This window comes from Arhodomonas aquaeolei DSM 8974 (assembly GCF_000374645.1).
In the GTDB taxonomy this organism is placed as follows: Bacteria; Pseudomonadota; Gammaproteobacteria; order Nitrococcales; family Nitrococcaceae; genus Arhodomonas; species Arhodomonas aquaeolei.
Genome location: NZ_KB894801.1, coordinates 146,679 through 164,309, shown reverse-complemented (window position 1 = coordinate 164,309; position 17,631 = coordinate 146,679). Strand labels below are relative to the sequence as shown.

Here is a 17,631-nt window from a genome sequence, read left to right as displayed (position 1 = left end):
CGTGTATGCCCGAATCCCATCTCACCGACGTGCTCGTGGTCATCGCCGTACTGGGCGTGGGGGCCCAGTGGCTCGCGTGGCGGCTCCAGTGGCCGGCCATCGTGGTGCTCTGTATCTTCGGCGTGGTCGCCGGACCGGTGACCGGCTGGCTGGTGCCCAGCCGCGATCTCGGGGAGCTCGTGCACCCGGTGATCCGGCTGTGCGTCGCGGTAATTCTCTTCGAGGGCGGACTTAGCCTGCGCTGGCACGAGTTCCGTGAGGCACGCAGCGGCGTCCGCCGGCTGCTGTTCCCGGCACTGCCCCTGAACTGGCTGCTCGGCAGTCTGGCCGCCCACTACATCGGCGGGCTGCCATGGCCGGTCGCGCTGGTATTCGGTGCGATCATCGTGGTCACCGGGCCAACCGTGATCATGCCGCTGCTGCGCCACGCGGCGCTGCGCCGCCGCCCGGCCTCCTATCTGAAGTGGGAGGGCATCATCAACGACCCGCTGGGCGCGATGCTTGCGGTGCTGGTCTTCCAGTTCTTCGTCACTGTCCAGGCCCCGAGCGCCACGCTGGAGATCGTCTGGCGCCTCATTGGCGGTGCGCTGGTCGGGGCCGGCGGTGGCTATCTGGCCGCCCGCGGCATGGTGGCGCTGTTCCTGCGCGGGCAGGTGGCGGAGTTCCTGAAACCGCCGGTGCTGCTGGTGAGCGTGCTCGTGGTATACGCCGGCGCCAACGCGGTGCAGGCGGAGGCCGGGCTGCTGGCCGCCACGGTCATGGGCATGGTCCTGGGCAACTCCGGGCTCGCGGACATCCAGGAGGTCCGCCGTTTCAAGGAGTACCTCGCTGTCCTGCTGGTTTCCACGGTATTCATCCTGCTGTCCGCGGACGTGGATACCGCCATGCTCGCGATGATCGACGGGCGGGCGGTGGCGCTGCTTCTCGCGGTCGTATTCGTGGTGCGCCCGGTGGCGATCTGGCTTGCAACCCAGGGTACCCCGATGACCCGTGGTGAACGCGCCTTGGTGGCGTGGATCGCTCCCCGCGGGATCGTCGCCGCCGCGGTGGCCGGCGTGTTCGCCCCGGAGATGGCCGCTGCGGGCTATCCGGAGGCGCGGGCGCTTACACCACTGGTTTTCCTGCTGGTGCTGGTGACCGTGATCCTCCATGGTTTTTCCATCCGCACGGTGGCCCTGCGTCTGGGACTCGCGTCCCGGGACCGCCACGGGTTGATGATCGTCGGGGCCTCGCCGTGGAGCGTCGCGCTGGCGATCCGGCTCCGTGAGCTCGGTGTCTACGTGATCATCTGCGACCAGTCCTGGCACCGCCTGCGGGCGGTGCGCCTGGCGTCCATCCCGTATTTCTACGGCGAGGTCCTCTCCGAGACGGCGGAGCAGAGTCTCGACCTGGCGGATATCGGCTATCTCGTCGCGGCAACGGACAATGACGCCTATAACGCCCTGGTATGCAGCCGCTACACCCGCGATCTCGGGCGTGAGCACGTTTTCCAGTTGCCCACGGACGCCGAGGACCACCCGCGCCAGATCCAGCGTCCGCTCACGGGGCGCCCGCTCTACGGGCGCGAGGCCCGCTACGAGGTCCTTCAGCAGCGTTACTACCAGGGCTGGCGCCTGCAGCGTACCCGGATCACCCGCAACTACCGCGCGGGCGAGTATTTCGCGGGTCTCGGCGACGACACCATGCCGATGATCGCGGTACGCGCCGATGGCGGCCTGCGTCTGCGCGAGGCCGGTCGGGCGCTCGCTCCGGAACGCGGTGACGTGGTGCTGGCATTCATGTCCCCTCGGGCCCAGCAGGCTCGCCGTCCGGCCCGGGGGCGGCATACCGAGGACGAAGCCATGACCCGGCGGAATCAGGCGCCGGCCGGCAGCCTGCCGCGGGATGCCGGCACGGACGGGGACGAGGGATGAGGGCGGCCGCGTTCGCCGCCGTCCTCGCGCTGCTGCTCCCGGCGGTGGCCGGCGCCGACTGCAGTGACGCCGCCGTCTCGCCGGCCGCCCTGAGGGAGGCACCGCCGCCGGAGGGCGACGCCGTCGCCGTCCACGGGGTCGTGGCGGCGAACTTCGGCGGTGACAACGCCCTTGGCGGTCTGTACGTCCAGGCCACAGGGTCCGAGCCGGCGGGCGTTTTCGTCTATGCCCCGGACCGGACCGCAGCAGAGCTGCCGCCGGCGGGGACGCGGGTGCGTGTGAGTGCGCGGAGCGGGCGTTACCACGGGCGTTTCCAGCTGGAATGGGTCCAGCGCATCGAGCGCTGCGGGCGTGCAACGCTTGCACCGGTTGCGCTCGAGCTACCCGCGGCCACCGGGCGGCTGACCATGCTGGAAGATACCCTGGTGCGCCTGGACGGCCCGCTCGTGGTCACGGGCAACCATGATCTCGGGCGTTACGGCAGCCTCCGCCTGGCCGTGGGGAGGCGTCTCCATTCGTCGGGCGGCAAGCGGGGGCTGCCCGCCGGGGTGCTGCTCGATGACGGGCGCTATACCCGGGATCCGCGTCCCGTCCCGTATCTGGACGGCAACGGCACCCGGCGCGCCGGCGACCGGGTGTATGCGGTCACGGGGATACTCGATCGGGCGTTCGGCGCCTGGCGCATTCATCCGGTGGAGCCGCCGCGCTTCGCCGCCGGTAACCCGCGCGCCCGCGCACCGGGGCGGCGGGGGGCATGGCGCGTCGCGAGCCTGAACCTGGAAAACTATTTCATTACCCGGGGCGGCCGGGGGGCGCCGACGGCGGCGTCCTTCCGAGCCCAGCAACGACGGCTGGTCGCCGCGCTGACCGCGCTCGACGCCGATGTGCTCGCCCTGCAGGAGATCGAGAACCGCCCGGCGGCGGTCCGTCGGCTGGTCGCGGCGCTCAACCGCAGCCTGCCCGGGGCACGCCATTACCGGTCCGCGGCTGCCGGGCGCGACCGGGGCGGCGCGGTACTGCGCAACGCGCTGCTTTACCGGCCCTCGCGGTTCTCCGTCGAGCGCGTGGTCCTCGACCAGGACCGTACCCACAACCGTGCCCCCGTGGCGGCGCGCCTGCGCGACGCTCGAGGCCGGCGGGCGTGGGTGGTCAGCGTGCATTTCAAGTCCCGCGGCGGCTGTCCGGCCGAAGGGGACGTGGATCGGGGGGCGGGCTGCTGGGCGCGGCGACGCACACGCCAGGCGAGGGCGCTGAGCGTCTGGCTGCACGGCCTGGCGGGGGGCGACCGCGCTCTCGTCCTCGGTGATTTCAATACCTATCCGGGCGAGCCGCCGCTACGCGTCCTCGCCGGCGGACGCCGGCTGCAGGCGCTCGCGGTGCGCCACATCCCGCCGGGGCAACGCTATAGCTATGTCTATCGTGGTCGTGCCGGCCTGCTGGATCATGCCCTGGCGACCCCGGGGTTGGCAGAGTCGGTACGCGGCGTGCGCCTGTGGCACATCAACGCCGATGAGCCGCCGGTGGCCGCGGGGCGGGGCCCATGGCGAAGCAGCGACCACGACCCGCTGCTGGTGGATCTGTTCCCGCCGCGCTGATTCCCCATGGTCAGACCGCGGAGGCATTGGTACTCTTTCACCGCAAATCGGGGGGCATGACGCGAATATGAACGAGACCAGCGCGGCGCTGGAGGTGCGCAACATCCACAAACGCTTCGGCGGGCTCGAGGTGCTGCGCGGTATCGATCTGCGCGCCGGCTCCGGCGACGTCATCACGCTGATCGGCTCCAGCGGCTCCGGCAAGAGCACGCTGCTGCGTTGCATCAACCTGCTCGAGCCGCCCAACGAGGGCGAGATCATCTTCGACGGCGAGTCCCTCGCGTTGCGACGGGCACGGGACGGCACCCTCGTCGCCGCCGACCAGCAGCAGATCACCCGGCTGCGCGCCGGCGTGGGCTTCGTGTTCCAGAACTTCAACCTCTGGCCCCACATGACGATCCTGGAGAACGTCATCGAGGCCCCTCGCCAGGTCCTGGGGTACTCCCGGGACCGCGCGATCGCGGACGCCGAGTCGCTGCTGGAAAAGGTCGGCCTGGCCGACAAGCGCGACGGCTATCCGGCGTTCCTCTCCGGTGGCCAGCAGCAACGTGCCGCCATCGCCCGGACCCTGGCCATGCACCCCCGGGTGATCCTCTTCGACGAGCCCACCTCGGCGCTGGACCCCGAACTGGTTACGGAGGTGCTCGCCGTGATCCGCGATCTGGCGGAGGAGGGGCGGACCATGCTCATCGTTACCCACGAGATGCGTTTTGCACGGGATGTCTCCACCCAGGTGGTCTTCCTCCACGAGGGCCGCATCGAGGAGCAGGGCCCGCCGTCGAAGGTCTTCGAGTCGCCGGAATCCCCGCGCTGCCGGGAGTTTCTGGCGAGTCATCTCTAGCGGACGCCCCGCGCGGGCCGCAGCACAAGGAGCCAGCACTATGAGAATCAAACAGCTGATCGTTACTGCCGCCCTCGCGGCGGGCCTCGCCGGTACCGCCGCCCACGCGGGGGATACCATCCGCATCGCCACCGAGGGCGCATACCCCCCCTTCAACTTCATCGACGAGTCCGGTGAGGTGAAGGGCTTCGACGTCGATATCGCCCGCGCGCTCTGCGAGGAGATGGAGGCAGACTGCAAGCTCGTCACCCAGGACTGGGACGGCATCATCCCGGGCCTGATCAACGGTAAGTACGACGCCATCATCGCGTCCATGTCCATCACCCCGGAGCGCCAGGAAGCGGTCACCTTCAGTGCGCCGTACTACTCCAACAAGCTCCAGTTCATCGCGCCGAAGGACAGCGACTTCGACCCGACGGCGGACCTGGAAGGCATGACCATCGGCGCCCAGCGTGCGACCATCGCTGCCCAGTGGCTCGCCGACAATCTCGGCGACAGTGTCGATATCAAGCGCTACGACACCCAGGAGAACGCGTTCCTGGACCTCGCCTCCGGGCGCCTCGATGCGATCCTCGCGGACAAGTACGTGAGCTGGGAGTGGTTGAACTCGAAGGATGGTTCGGCCTACGAGTTCAAGGGCGATCCGGTCTACGACGACGACAAGATCGCGATCGCGGTGCAGAAGGGGAACACCGAGCTCGCGGATCGCTTCAGCGACGCCATCAAGGCCATCCGTGAGGACGGGACGTACCAGCGTATCAACGAGAAGTACTTCCCGTTCGATATCTACTGATCCGACGCCCCGGGCCGCCGGCGGCGGCCCGGGCAGCTGCTTGGGACCCCCTTGATGCCTGAACTGCAGGGATTCGGCGCCCAGCTTGCCGCCGGCGCGTGGGTAACCACCCAGGTGGCCGTGTACGCGATGGCGGTGGCCGTCGTGCTGGGCCTGCTCGGCGCCCTCGCCAAGGAGGCACCGGTCGCGCCGCTGAGATGGCTGGCTAACCTCTACACCGGCATGGTCCGCGGCCTGCCGGAGCTGCTGGTCATCCTGCTGGTCTATTTCGGCTCGGCACGCCTGCTCACCACCGCGGCCGGATGGTTCGGCCACAACGGCTATGTCGAGCTCTCGGCCTTCGCGGCCGGCGTGGTCGCGCTCGCCTTCAACTACGGTGCCTACCTGACCGAGGTGTTCCGCGGCGCGCTGCACACCATTCCCCGCGGCCACGTCGAGGCCGGGCTCGCCCTCGGGCTCGGACGCCGCCGTATATTCCGGCGCATCGTCCTGCCCCAGGTCTGGCGCGTGGCCCTGCCGGCGGTGGGCAATATATTCATGTCACTGCTCAAGGACACGGCGCTGGTGTCGGTGATCGGGATCGAGGACCTCATGCGCGAGACGGCCCTGGCGGTCGGTTACACCAAGGAACCGTTCACGTTCTACCTCGCCGCGGCACTGATCTACCTGGGCCTTACGGCGGTGGCGACGCTGGTGATACACACGCTCGAACGCCACACTAGCCACGGAATGCGGACGCTGTCGTCATGAGATGGTCGGTCATTCTGGAAAACCTGCCGCAGCTTCTGCACGGGGCCTGGCTGACACTCGAGCTCGTGCTCGTCTCCGGCGTTCTGGGGCTCGCCATCGCGGTGCCCATGGCGATCGTACGGTGCTCACGCTTTGCCTCCGTGCGCGCCTTCCCGTGGGTGTATATCTATTTCTTCCGCGGCACGCCGCTGCTGGTGCAGATCTTCCTGGTCTACTACGGGCTCGGGCAGTCGCCATGGGTCCGGGATTCGCTGCTCTGGCCGGTGCTCAGCCAGGCCTACTGGTGCGCGATCATCGCGTTCACCTTCAACACGTCCGCCTATACCGCGGAGATCCTGCGCGGGGCGATCCAGGCGGTGCCGGAAGGCGAGGTCGAGGCGGCACGCGCGCTGGGTATGGGCCGGGTCGTGACCTGGCGGCGGATCGTATTGCCACGGGCCTTCCGGATCGCGCTGCCGGCCTACAGCAACGAGGTCATCCTGATGCTCAAGGGCAGTGCGCTGGCGAGCACGATCACGCTGCTTGATCTGACCGGCATGGCCCGCACCATCATCGCGCGGACGTATACGCCACTGGAGATCTTCCTGGCCGCGGGCGTGCTCTACGTGCTGATCACCTTCCTCATCCTCGGCGGCTTCCGCCTCGTCGAGCGGCGCCTCAACCGCCACCTCCGGCCCCGCACCGGTCATTAGTCTTCTCAGCGGTACTATCGATTGTGAGGGCGCCTGCACGGTCGCACCGGCGCGGCCGCCGGCCGAGGGCTGCTCATGCCGGGATCGGCACGTGGGGACCCGCCTCACGGGGTACGAGTCCCCGCAGCCGGGGGTCGGCGACCCATTCGTCATAGGTGTCGAAGACCCGGAAGCCGACGCGCTGGTAGACCGCCAGCGCGTCCGGGTGATCCTCGCTGCAGGTGTGCAGCCATACCCGCCGGACCCAGGGCTCCGACCAGGCACGCGCGACGGCGGTGCGCAGGAGCAGCCCGCCCAGCCCCCGACCGGTCTGACCGGGCGCGAGACCACAGTAGGCAATCTCCACGCTCCCGGCCTCCCTATCGCGGGCGTCGAGCTCCACCAGCCCGGCGGCCTCGCCGTCCACGGTCAGGCGCAGGATGGTGGTGCTCGGTGCCTGCAGGTAGGCCCCGATCTCCGCCGCCGTCGCCTCCAGCCGGCCGTACCAGAGCCAGGGATCGCCGACGCGGTGGAACAGCGCCAGGTAATCGACAAGGGCCGGGGCCGGCCATTCCGCGATGCTCGTCCCGACCGGCACCGGTCCCGGCCCGCGTTGCGGCGGCGAGCGCATTTCCAGGCAGTGCACGCGGGAGGTGAAGCGCCCGTTGGCCGGGTCGAAGCGGCGGTGAAAGGTGTCGGACATGGTCGAGTCGTCTCGTCAGCCGGACCCGTGGTGCGGAGCCCCCGGGTATGAGAACCTATGGAGAACAGTTGTCGGCGCCGCGCCAGTCGGGCGACGACGCGGAGTTTAGGGTCACCGTGAACGTATGGCCAGCTACGGGCCGGAACCGAATGGAGGCGATCATGCCGGCGCACCGCACGGATGGACCGCTCAAGGGACGGGGGAGCTTCACCAACCGCGCTTCCCGCTTCAGTGCCTGGCAGAGCGAGGTGTTCGACGACGGGTGGGACAGCGCCGAACCGCCGCCGCAGCGGCTTCCGACCCGGATCCTCGACGATCCCAGCCGCTCGGTGGTGAGCTGGAACACATCGCCGGACATCCCCTTCGATCGTTCCGTGAATCCCTACAAGGGCTGCGAGCATGGCTGTCCGTACTGCTATGCGCGCCCCACCCACGCCTACCTGGACATGTCGCCGGGACTGGACTTCGAAACGCGGGTCCTGGCCAAGCGGGACGCGCCCGCGCTGCTGCGGCGGACGCTGGCGCAGCGGGGCTACACTCCCGCGCCCATGGCCCTCGGCGCCAACACGGACCCGTACCAGCCGGCGGAACGTCGGCTGGGGATCACCCGGGGCGTCCTGGAGGTGCTGGCCGAGGCCCGCCACCCGGTGGTGATCGTGACCAAGTCGGCCCTGGTTGAGCGCGATCTGGACATCCTCGCGGAGATGGCGGGACGGAACCTCGTGTCCGTGCATCTGTCCATCACGACACTGGACCGCGACCTCGGGCGGCGGATGGAGCCACGGGCGGCGGCACCACAACGCCGCCTCCGGACCCTGACGGCGCTCACCGAGGCGGGGATCCCGGCAGGAGTGCTCTTCGCGCCGGTGATCCCGGCGCTGAACGACGCCGAGATGGAATCGGTGCTCGCGCAGAGCAGCGACGCCGGCGCGGTATCGGCGGCCTACGTGCTGCTGCGCCTGCCCCGGGAGGTGGAAGGGCTGTTCACGGAATGGCTCGAGGCCCACTATCCGGACCGCGCGGCACATGTGCTCAGCCTCGTGCAGCAGATGCGCGGCGGGTCCAGCAACGATTCGCGCTTCGGCTCGCGGATGCGCGGGACTGGGGCGCATGCCGACGTCATCGCTGCGCGTTTCCGTGTCGCCGCGCGACGCCTGGGCCTCGACGGCGGCGGCCCGGTGCTCGATTGTGCCGCCTTTCGCCCGCCGCGTGAGGACGGGCAGTTCGACCTGTTTGGCTGAAGCGGGGTCGCCGGTGGGCTGCAACTCCGCTAAGGTGGTCGCCGGGCATCGTCGCGATGCGGGAGGAACACGCATGGACCCGATGGAACAGCTTGCCGAGCAGCGCATGCGCGAGGCGCAGGCCCGTGGCGAGTTCGAGGGACTGCCCGGCGCCGGCGGGGCGTTGCCGCTGGACGACGACCCGCTGATGCCGGAGCACCTGCGTATGGCCTACCGCGTGCTGCGCAACGCGAACTGCCTGCCGCCGGAGCTCGAGCGACGTCGCGAGATCAACCAGCTCGAGGAGCTGCTCGCACACGTCGACGATGCCCACACGCCGACGGCGCGCGAGGCGAGGCGGCGGCTGACGGCCCTGCGCCAGCAGGTCGAGGCGCAACGCGGAGGTACCGCGCCCCTGTGGGCGGACCCCGCTTACCAGTCGCGCCTCGCCGAGCACATGGCACGTGCGCGGCATACCCCCGGAGACGGCGGCGATTGACAGGAAGGTGCGGGGCATTGCTAGTGTCTCTGCCTCGGCGCGCGGCGCCGTGATCGGGTTTCACAGATGCACGCGGACGGTGCCTTACCGGACATCCGCAAACGAGGCTAAGAGCACTATGCTGAAATCGAAGCGCTTCACCACCCGCCAGGGCCTGATCGTCGGTCTGCTCGCCGGCGCACTGGCGGTGACCGCCCCGGCCATGGCCCAGCAGAACGGCAATGGCGAGGGTAACGGGGGCGGCCAGGCGGCCCAGCAGAAGGCGGCCCAGCAGGGCGGCAAGCTGGTCGAGTCGCGGCTCAAGGTCCGCAAGCTCAGCCAGAAGCTCTCCAAGATCCGCCAGTCCGCGATCAAGAACAATCCGGACCTCGCCAAGCAGCGGGATGCGCTCCGGCAGTCGGTCAACGACTCCATTCGCTCCAGCGGCGTCGATCCCAAGAAGGATGTCGCGCGGCTGCGCGAGATCGCGAAGAAGCTGCGCGCCGGCGACGTCAAGGGCGAGGAGCAGAAGGCCCTGACCAAGGAGTACCGCAAGAAGCGCGAGGCGCTCCTCGAGGCCCGGCGCAAGGCGCTGTCGAACGAGGATATCCAGGCGTCCCAGAAAAAGTTCCGCGATGAACTCCTGGCGGCCATGAAGAAAGAGGACCCGAACACCGAGGACCTCATCAAGCAGTACAACGCGGCCCAGCGTGATCTGCGTAAGCGCATGCGTGATGCGGCGGCGGCCCAGAAGAAGGGGGGTGGCAGCGGCCAGCCCCAGGGCGGCGGCCAGTAGCCACCGGCGTTTCCCGGCCGCTGTCCGCGGGCGGCGGCCGGGGGTATAGTTGGCCCCATGGAACTCTCCCTGGCCACGCCATCCCTCCTGTTTCCCGCCATTTCGCTGCTTCTGCTCGCTTATACGAACCGGTTCCTCGGCCTTGCGGCCCTCATTCGGGAGCTGCAGGCACGTTATCGCAGCGAGCAGAGCCACAGCGTACGCCGGCAGATCGATAACCTGCGGCGGCGGGTGATGCTGATCCGGCACATGCAGGTCGCGGGGGTGACGAGCCTGTTCCTGTGCGTGCTGTGCATGTTTCTGATCTTCGCCGCACAGCCGGGACCTGCAAAGATCGCGTTCGGGGTGAGCCTGTGCGCGATGATGGTCTCGCTGGGGCTGTCGCTACGCGAGATCTGGATCTCCATAGACGCGCTTAACGTCCAGCTCGGGGACCTGGAATCGGATGAGCCCGTACGGTCGGATGACGGCTGACGGGCCCTAGAGGTGGCGGTGATGACGACGCTTGGTGTGATCCCCGATCACGATCCTTTCCAGCGCCTTCGCGTGAAGCGCTTCCTGATGGCCGGTCTGGTCTACGCCACCGCCATCGGGGTCAAGGGGCTGTACGTCCATCAGGGGCTGCTCGACTGGCGTCCGTGGCTGGGCATCTCCGCCGGGATCCTGGTCTTTAACGCGGTGATCTACGCGATACTGCGCAGCGGCCGTAACGAACGTCTGCGCGATCCGAGTATCACCGGCGTGCAGATGGTGGCGGCCTGCGTGTTCATGACCCTCAGCCTCTACTATGTGTCTGGGGCGCGCGGAGCGCTGCTGCTGCTTTACCTGATCCTGCTGATGTTCGGGGTCTTCCGCCTGCGCAACTGGCAGTTCACGACCGTGGGCGTGCTGGCGATGGGGTGTTACGGCGCGGTGGTGGCGCTGCTCATGCACACCCGGCCATGGGCGATCGATCCCCGCGAAGAGGTCCTGCAGCTGATCGCACTGGCCGTGATGGTGCCCTGCGGCGGCTTTTTTGCCGGCTACGTGGACGGGCTGAGGCGGCAGCTCAAGCGCCAGCAGATCGAGCTTCAGCGCGCCCGCGAACGGGCCCATGACCTGAGTGTCCTCGACCCGCTCACGGGACTGAGCAACCGCCCTACGGTCATCAACGCGGTCGCCGAGGAGGTCCGCCGGGGGCTGCGCCTGGGACAACCGCTGTCCGTGGTAATGGTGGATCTGGACGGCTTCAAGGCGATCAACCGGGAGTACGGGCACGATACCGGCGACGTGGTGCTCCGGCGTGTCGCGGACGCGCTGCGCGACAAGCTGCGTGCGATCGACACCGTCGGCCGGTACGGCGGTGAGGAGTTTCTCGTCGCGCTCCCGGACGTCGCCGAATCGGAGGCGCTGGAGTGGGCGGAGACGCTGTGCCAGCGCGTTAGCGGCTGCCGTTTCCAGGACCTCGCGCCCACGATCCGGCTGTCTGCGTCCGTCGGCGTCGCCTCGCTGAAGGACGACGACGACACGTGGACGCTCATCGGACGGGCCCGCGCTGCCGCGGACGCTGCCCACGAGGCGGGCGGCGACCGGGTCGTTACCCCCGGCGGCGCCTGACCGGGCGTTCAGCCACGGTCCGCGGTGGCGCCGGTATGGCTCTTCGCCAGGCGCCGCCACTCGCCGGCGCTCAGGGTGTCCTCCGCCGCGTCCAGCAGTTCCTGCTCCTCCCGGCGTAGCTGCTCCCGGGTCACGGTGATGAATCGCTCGCCGAGAGTCGGGAGCCGGTCGCGGGGGATGACGATGTCCTCCTCGATATCCTCGAGCTGCTCGAGCAGCGCCTGACCGCACTCCAGGACCCGCTCCGCCGCGCGCCGGAGGGCCTCGGCACGGCCGTTCCCTTCATGGGCGGCCAGACAGCGGGCAAGGGCCTGGGTCTCGTGCACGTGATGCGGGAGTAGCGCCTGAACCAGCGCAAGGGTGTCATCGTGCAGGGCGCGGGCGTCCGGATGGTCGGCGGCGTGAAAGGCCGCGAGGCCGCGCTCCAGGGCGTCGAGCCGCTCGCGGATAGCCGCCTGCTCCTCGCGAAGCTGATGCAGGAATCCCATAGTCCGCCTCCGTCACTGCATGGCGTGGCCCGGGTCCTGAAGTCTAGCGTCCCGGCCGGCGACCGCGGCCTACGGATTCGTGTTCTGTGATCACCTTGGCGACGGTGACTCCGGCCGCCGACGAGCGGCGGACACTGCCTCCGAGACCGCGTCCGCGCTCGCGCGTTGCCAGCCGAGTGCGAGGTGACCGCTCGGCACGATCCGGTGGGCGCACGCGCCTGCGGGCAGTGCGCTACGCCAGGGGCTGACGAGCTCGTCGTGGCTCGCCGCGACCGCGGTCAGGGGCAGGGCGCCCGGCGGTGCCACGCGCTCCAGTTCCGCCAGCCAGGCGCTACCGGGGCGCATCTGGCGGGCGTTCTTCCCGGGGCCGAACCGGGCCAGACGGGTGCCCCCGTGGGGCGTGCCCAGCGTCACCATGCCGATAACGGCGTCGCCGCCGCCGGCGGCGAGACAGGCGCGGGCGGTCAGTCCGCCCATGCTGTGACCAACAAGCACGACGGGCCTCCCGGGATACCGGGCCCGGACGTCGCGCAGGTGCGCGCCGAGGGCGTCGGCCTGTTCGTCGATGCCTCCGAACGCCGGCTCCAGGGTCGGCGGCGGCACCACCGCCAGGCCCCGGCGGCGCAGGCGCAGGAACATGGGTAGCCAGTAGGTGGCCGTGGCGCAGTAGCCGTGCACGAGGACCACGGCCGGCTCGTCGCGGTCGCCGGGTGACGGCCAGCGGCACCTGAGGAGCAATCCGGCGCAGAACGGCTGGAGGACGCTGTGGGTGAACGTGAGCGCGAGCCACTCGCCAACGCCGGCGCGAAGCCCGGCGGCGAGCCCGGTGCGCGGCGCGGGACGGTCATCCAGCGTGCGGGCGAGGGTGCGGGAGAAAGCGACATAGCCCGCGCGACCGGCGAGCGCCAGAGAGATCGCCACGGCGATGGCCACCGGCCAGTGGACGCCGGCGCCAAGCAGCAGCACCACGAGCAGGACATGCCCCAGGAATTCGCCGGCGAGCAGGCGGCGTTCCAGCGAGGCCATGGGCAGGGCGCGAGCGTTCGCTGTCTTCATGACAAGGAAAAGGCCCGGACCTCCGCGGAGGGCCGGGCCTGGTCGTCACGTCATGCCTTACCCGGCCGGGTCAGGCCGCGTGACCGTTCTCGGCGAGCTGGCGAAGCACGTAGTGGAGGATGCCGCCGTTGCGGTAATACTCCCACTCGGTGGGCGTGTCGATGCGCACGTCCACCTCGAACTCCGTGGTCTTGCCGTCGGCGCCGCGGGCGGTGACCTTCACGGTCTCCGGCTCGTTCTCGACGCTGGCGATGTCGAAGACCTCCTCGCCGGTGAGGCCGAGGCTGTCGGCACTGTCGCCCTGCTTGAACTGCAGCGGCAGGACGCCGAAGCCGACCAGGTTGGAGCGGTGGATACGCTCATAGCCCTCGGCAATGACCGCCTGCACGCCGAGCAGGCGCGTGCCCTTGGCCGCCCAGTCACGGCTGGAGCCGGTTCCGTATTCCTTGCCGGCAAGCACGACCAGCGGGGTGTCCGCCTCCTTGTAGCGCATGGCGGCGTCGTAGATGCTGGTGCGCTCGTCCGTGGGGAAGAAGGTGGTCCAGCTGCCCTCGGTGCCCGGGGCGAGCTGGTTCTTCAGCCGCACGTTGGCGAACGTGCCGCGCATCATCACCTCGTGGTTGCCGCGGCGGGAGCCGTAGCTGTTGAAGTCCGCCGGCACCACCCCCTGCTCCTGGAGGTACTTGCCCGCCGGGCTGTCCGGTTTGATCGCACCGGCCGGGGAGATGTGGTCGGTGGTGATGGAGTCGCCGACCTTGACCAGGCAGCGCGCGCCGCTGATGTCGCCGAGACCGGCGGGCTGCATGGCCATGCCCTCGAAGTAGGGCGGGTTCTTGACGTAGGTCGACTCCGGCCACTCGTAGATCTGACCCTCCGGCACCGGGAGCTTCTGCCAGGTCTCGGAACCCGCGAACACGTCGGCGTACTTGTCGCGGTACATGGTCGAGTTGATCTTGCTCTCGATGAGCTCGGAGATCTCGCGCTGGGACGGCCAGATGTCCTTGAGATAGACGTCGTTGCCGTCCTTGTCCTGACCCAGTGGCTCGCGGTCGAGGTCCTTGGCCATGGAGCCGGCGAGGGCGTAGGCGACGACCAGCGGCGGCGAGGCGAGGTAGTTGGTACGCACGTCCTGGTGGATCCGGCCCTCGAAGTTGCGGTTGCCCGAGAGCACGGAGGAGACGACCAGGTCGCCCTCGCGGATGGCGTTCTGGATCGGCTCGGGCAGCGGGCCGGAGTTGCCGATGCAGGTGGTGCAGCCGAAGCCGACCACGTTGAAGCCCAGCGCCTCGAGGTGCGGCATCAGCCCGGCATCCTTGAGGTAGGCCGGCACGACCTGGGAACCGGGGGCGAGGGAGGTCTTCACCCAGGGCTTCGTCGTGAGACCGAGCTCGTGCGCCTTCTTGGCCACCAGGCCGGCGGCGACCAGGACCGCGGGGTTGGAGGTATTGGTGCAGGAGGTGATCGCGGCGATCACCACGTCGCCATGCTTGAGCCAGTGCTTCTCGCCGTCGAGCTCGAACTCGACCGCGCCGGCCTCGTGCCAGTTCTCGTTGCCCGGTGCGGCGTGGCCGCCCTCACCCTCGAAGCGGGCGACGTCGCCGTTCGCCGGCATCGCGTCGTGGGCCTCGAGCTCGTTCTCCAGCGTATCGAGGAAGGCGCTCTTCGCGTCGGTGAGGGCGATGCGGTCCTGGGGACGCTTGGGGCCGGCGATGCTCGGCACGACGTCGCCGAGATCCAGCTCCAGGGTATCCGAGTAGTCGGCCTCGCGGGCACCGGTCTCGCGCCACAGGCCCTGGGCCTTGGAATAGGCCTTGACCAGCTCGACGGTCTCGGCGTCGCGCCCGGAGAGCTCCATGTAGCGGATGGTCTCGGCGTCGATGGGGAAGATGCCGCAGGTCGCGCCGTACTCCGGGGCCATGTTGCCGATGGTCGCCCGGTCCGCCAGGGGCAGGTTGTCCAGGCCGTCGCCGTAGAACTCGACGAACTTGCCGACCACGCCCTTCTGCCGGAGCATCTGGGTGACCGTGAGCACCAGGTCGGTGGCGGTGGCGCCCTCGCGGAGCGAGCCGTTGAGCTTGAAGCCGATGACCTGCGGGATGAGCATCGTGATCGGCTGGCCAAGCATCGCCGCTTCCGCCTCGATGCCGCCGACGCCCCAGCCGAGCACGCCGAGGCCGTTGATCATGGTGGTGTGGGAGTCCGTGCCCACCAGGGTGTCCGGGTAGGCGAGGGTGCGGCCGTTCTCCTCCTTGGTCATCACGCCCTTGGCCAGGTACTCGAGGTTGACCTGATGGACGATGCCGGTGCCCGGCGGCACCACACGGAAGTTCGAGAACGCCTTCTGGCCCCAGCGCAGGAACTTGTAACGCTCCTCGTTGCGCTTGAACTCGATCTTGGTGTTGAGATCGAGGGAATCCGGCTTGCCGAAGTGATCGACCATCACCGAGTGGTCCACCACCAGGTCCACCGGCTCCAGCGGGTTAATCAGGTTCGGGTCACCGCCCAGCTCCTGCATCGCATCGCGCATCGCCGCGAGGTCCACCACCGCAGGGACGCCGGTGAAGTCCTGGAGCACCACGCGTGCGGGCGTGAAGGCGATCTGGTCGGACGGCTCCGCCTTCGCCTGCCAGTTGAGCACGGACCGGACGTGATCGGCGGTGACCGCCTCGCCGTCTTCCTTGCGCAGCAGGTTCTCGAGGAGGATCTTCAGCGAGTAGGGGAGGCGGTCGACGTCGTGCTGACCCTTGAGGGCGTCGAGGCTGTGGATGTCGTAGGTTTTCCCGCCGACCTCCAGCGTGGATTTTGTATTGAAGCTGTTGCTCATTTTACCTCCCAGTGCGAGTGCGGGCAGTCAGCCCCGCGGCTTCGGCCTTGTCTCCCTGCCGTTGCCGGGCGGTGATGCACTGCGTGTCCATTGGATGTGCTAGCTCAAAGCGCAGGCTATGATACACGAGGAAAGTATTGATGTGGCAGTGCGGTAGCGCCATCGGCGACACACCCGTGCGCGCTCAGGTGGTCGCCAGGGCCTCGCGCGCGCGCTCAATGAGGCGGTGACGGGAGCAGACCAGCCGCCAGCGGCTGCCGCCGGTCTGACGCCACAATGCGGCGGCGCGTAACGCACTGAGCAGCAGGGCGCGTATCGCCGCGGCGTTGCGGCCGTCCTCCAGGTGCGCGCGCTCGCCCTGGACCATGATCCGGGGCCGCAGCGTGCTCACCGTCTCGGAGTATAGATCGCCCAGATTGTGGAGGACGTTGTCGTGGCGCACCGAGCCGAAATAGCTCGCCTGTTCCGCCGCGGTGCGCAGTCCGGAGACGACCCGGGGGAAGCGCCGGCGGTCGCTGGAGAGCCGGCGCTCGAGATGCAGGACGGTGACGAGATAGCGGGTGAGCTGGGCCTCGCGGGGTGCGCTGAGCTGTTCGACGAGCAGGCGCAGGCCCGGATAGAGGGCCTCGCGGCCGCCGTAGAGATCCGCCACGCCCCCATCCATCGTGCCGAGCAGGCCCCGCAGGCAGGGCTCCATCCGCCTGGGGTCAGCGTGGCCGTGGGCGGCTATGGCGCGTACCTGCTCCAGGGCCTGGAGAATCCCGGCAAGGGCCAGCACCTGATCCATTTCACGCGACGCCACGCACGACCTCCGGGGTGTTGCCGGCGAGGCGTTCCTGGATGATGCCGCCGCCCAGGCAGCGCTCACCGTCGTAGAAGACCGCGGACTGCCCGGGCACCACCGCGCGCTGCGGTGTCTCGAAGGTGACACGGACGGTGTCGCCTTCCGGGGTCAGGCGACAGGGCTGGTCGGGCTGGCGGTAGCGGGTCCTGGCGGTGCACCGCAGCGGTCCCGCCGGGCCTTCCCCGTCCACCCAGCAGAGCTCGCCGGCACGCAGGCCGGTGCTGAGCAGCAGCGGGTGGTCGTGGCCCTGGCCGACGATCAGCCGGTTGCCGGTCATGTCCTTGTCGACCACGTACCAGGCCCCGTCGCCGTGCCCGGCGCGCCCGCCAAGGGCGAGGCCGCGGCGCTGGCCAAGCGTGTAGAAGGCCAGGCCCTGGTGGCGGCCGACGACCTCGCCGTCCGGCGTGACGATGTCGCCGGGGTCGGTGGCGATGTAACGGGCCAGGAAGGCGCGGAAATCGCGCTCGCCGATGAAGCAGATCCCGGTGCTGTCCTTCTTGTCGAAGTTGTCGAAACCGGCGGCCTCGGCGCGCTCGCGAACGTCCGGCTTGGTCATCCCCGCTAGGGGAAAGACGGCGGCGGCGAGGCGTTCCTGATCCAGCGTGTACAGGAAGTAGCTCTGATCCTTGTTGCGGTCGGCCGCGCGCAGGAGCGTATGGCGTCCGTTCGCCTCGCCGATGCCGGCGTAGTGCCCGGTGGCGACGCGGTCGGCACCGAGCCGGCGTGCGTGATCGAGGAACGCCCGGAACTTGATCCGCTGGTTGCACAGGATGTCCGGGTTAGGGGTGCGCCCGGCGCGGTACTCGCGCAGGCAGTGGGCGAAGACCTCTTCGCGGTAGGCGGCGGCGAAGTTGGCCTGATGCAGCGGGATGCCGAGCTCGTCGCAGACCTGCGCGGCATCGGCGAGGTCCTCGGCGGCGGTGCAGTGGGTATCGGTGTCGTCGTCCTCCCAGTTCTTCATGAACAGTCCCTCGACGCGGTGCCCCTGCTCGAGCAGGGTCAGTGCCGCGACCGCGGAGTCCACGCCCCCGGAGAGGCCGACGATGATGCGCTCGGAAGTCAT

Annotated in this window: 17 protein-coding genes; 11 read left to right on the top strand and 6 right to left on the bottom strand. The window is 69.2% G+C overall.

Annotated elements, in window-relative coordinates:
* Positions 1–5 precede the first annotated feature (5 nt).
* From C516_RS18395 to C516_RS0103050, 6 genes are all read left to right on the top strand, one after another.
* Positions 6–1,913: a cation:proton antiporter gene (locus C516_RS18395; protein WP_018716897.1), complete on the top strand. Its 1,908-nt coding sequence runs from the start codon at positions 6–8 to the stop codon at positions 1,911–1,913.
* The gene (locus tag C516_RS0103070; protein WP_018716896.1) at positions 1,910–3,508 is read left to right on the top strand and encodes an ExeM/NucH family extracellular endonuclease; all 1,599 of its coding nucleotides are present in this window, start codon (positions 1,910–1,912) and stop codon (positions 3,506–3,508) included. The genes C516_RS18395 and C516_RS0103070 overlap by 4 nt, the downstream gene beginning before the upstream one ends.
* A 67-nt stretch (positions 3,509–3,575) precedes the next feature.
* Positions 3,576–4,349, top strand: a complete 774-nt coding sequence (locus C516_RS0103065) for an ABC transporter ATP-binding protein (RefSeq protein ID WP_018716895.1) — start codon at positions 3,576–3,578, stop codon at positions 4,347–4,349.
* 40 nt (positions 4,350–4,389) lie between these two features.
* Complete coding sequence (locus C516_RS0103060; protein ID WP_018716894.1) at positions 4,390–5,142, top strand: ABC transporter substrate-binding protein; 753 nt, start codon at positions 4,390–4,392, stop codon at positions 5,140–5,142.
* A 54-nt stretch (positions 5,143–5,196) separates the two neighbouring features.
* The gene (locus C516_RS0103055) at positions 5,197–5,892 is read left to right on the top strand and encodes an ABC transporter permease (protein ID WP_018716893.1); all 696 of its coding nucleotides are present in this window, start codon (positions 5,197–5,199) and stop codon (positions 5,890–5,892) included.
* Positions 5,889–6,584 carry an ABC transporter permease gene (locus tag C516_RS0103050; RefSeq protein WP_018716892.1) on the top strand — a complete coding sequence of 232 codons (696 nt, stop codon included), beginning with the start codon at positions 5,889–5,891 and terminating at the stop codon, positions 6,582–6,584. Before C516_RS0103055 ends, C516_RS0103050 begins: the two co-directional genes overlap by 4 nt.
* A gap of 73 nt (positions 6,585–6,657) precedes the next feature.
* On the opposite strand, the gene C516_RS18390 is transcribed toward C516_RS0103050, so the two are convergent.
* Positions 6,658–7,266 (bottom strand): GNAT family N-acetyltransferase, encoded by a 609-nt coding sequence (locus tag C516_RS18390; RefSeq protein WP_018716891.1) that lies wholly within the window; start codon positions 7,264–7,266, stop codon positions 6,658–6,660.
* A gap of 161 nt (positions 7,267–7,427) precedes the next feature.
* Here C516_RS18390 and C516_RS0103040 point away from each other — a divergent pair, with 161 nt between their 5' ends.
* The 5 genes from C516_RS0103040 to C516_RS0103020 all read left to right on the top strand — a co-directional run bounded on the left by C516_RS0103040 (position 7,428) and on the right by C516_RS0103020 (position 11,356).
* The gene (locus C516_RS0103040; protein WP_040409193.1) at positions 7,428–8,507 is read left to right on the top strand and encodes a PA0069 family radical SAM protein; all 1,080 of its coding nucleotides are present in this window, start codon (positions 7,428–7,430) and stop codon (positions 8,505–8,507) included.
* A 73-nt stretch (positions 8,508–8,580) separates the two neighbouring features.
* Entirely contained in the window at positions 8,581–8,985 is a 405-nt protein-coding gene (locus C516_RS0103035; protein WP_018716889.1) for a DnaJ family domain-containing protein, read from the top strand.
* A 118-nt stretch (positions 8,986–9,103) separates the two neighbouring features.
* Positions 9,104–9,760, top strand: a complete 657-nt coding sequence (locus tag C516_RS0103030; protein WP_018716888.1) for a hypothetical protein — start codon at positions 9,104–9,106, stop codon at positions 9,758–9,760.
* Between the two features lie 57 nt (positions 9,761–9,817).
* Positions 9,818–10,234 carry a DUF2721 domain-containing protein gene (locus C516_RS0103025; RefSeq protein WP_018716887.1) on the top strand — a complete coding sequence of 139 codons (417 nt, stop codon included), beginning with the start codon at positions 9,818–9,820 and terminating at the stop codon, positions 10,232–10,234.
* A 21-nt stretch (positions 10,235–10,255) separates the two neighbouring features.
* Positions 10,256–11,356 carry a GGDEF domain-containing protein gene (locus tag C516_RS0103020; protein ID WP_018716886.1) on the top strand — a complete coding sequence of 367 codons (1,101 nt, stop codon included), beginning with the start codon at positions 10,256–10,258 and terminating at the stop codon, positions 11,354–11,356.
* A gap of 8 nt (positions 11,357–11,364) precedes the next feature.
* On the opposite strand, the gene C516_RS0103015 is transcribed toward C516_RS0103020, so the two are convergent.
* The 5 genes from C516_RS0103015 to mnmA form a co-directional block, all read right to left on the bottom strand.
* Positions 11,365–11,844, bottom strand: coding sequence for a hypothetical protein (locus C516_RS0103015; RefSeq protein WP_018716885.1), 480 nt, complete (start codon positions 11,842–11,844; stop codon positions 11,365–11,367).
* Positions 11,845–11,934: 90 nt separating this feature from the next.
* Positions 11,935–12,900: an alpha/beta fold hydrolase gene (locus C516_RS20310; protein WP_084594054.1), complete on the bottom strand. Its 966-nt coding sequence runs from the start codon at positions 12,898–12,900 to the stop codon at positions 11,935–11,937.
* 70 nt (positions 12,901–12,970) lie between these two features.
* Entirely contained in the window at positions 12,971–15,724 is a 2,754-nt protein-coding gene (acnA, locus tag C516_RS0103005; protein WP_018716883.1) for an aconitate hydratase AcnA, read from the bottom strand.
* Positions 15,725–15,908: 184 nt separating this feature from the next.
* Positions 15,909–16,526 (bottom strand): high frequency lysogenization protein HflD, encoded by a 618-nt coding sequence (hflD, locus tag C516_RS0103000; protein WP_018716882.1) that lies wholly within the window; start codon positions 16,524–16,526, stop codon positions 15,909–15,911.
* A complete protein-coding gene (gene mnmA / locus C516_RS18380) occupies positions 16,513–17,631 on the bottom strand; it encodes a tRNA 2-thiouridine(34) synthase MnmA (RefSeq protein WP_018716881.1) in 1,119 nt (372 codons plus the stop codon). The genes hflD and mnmA overlap by 14 nt, the downstream gene beginning before the upstream one ends.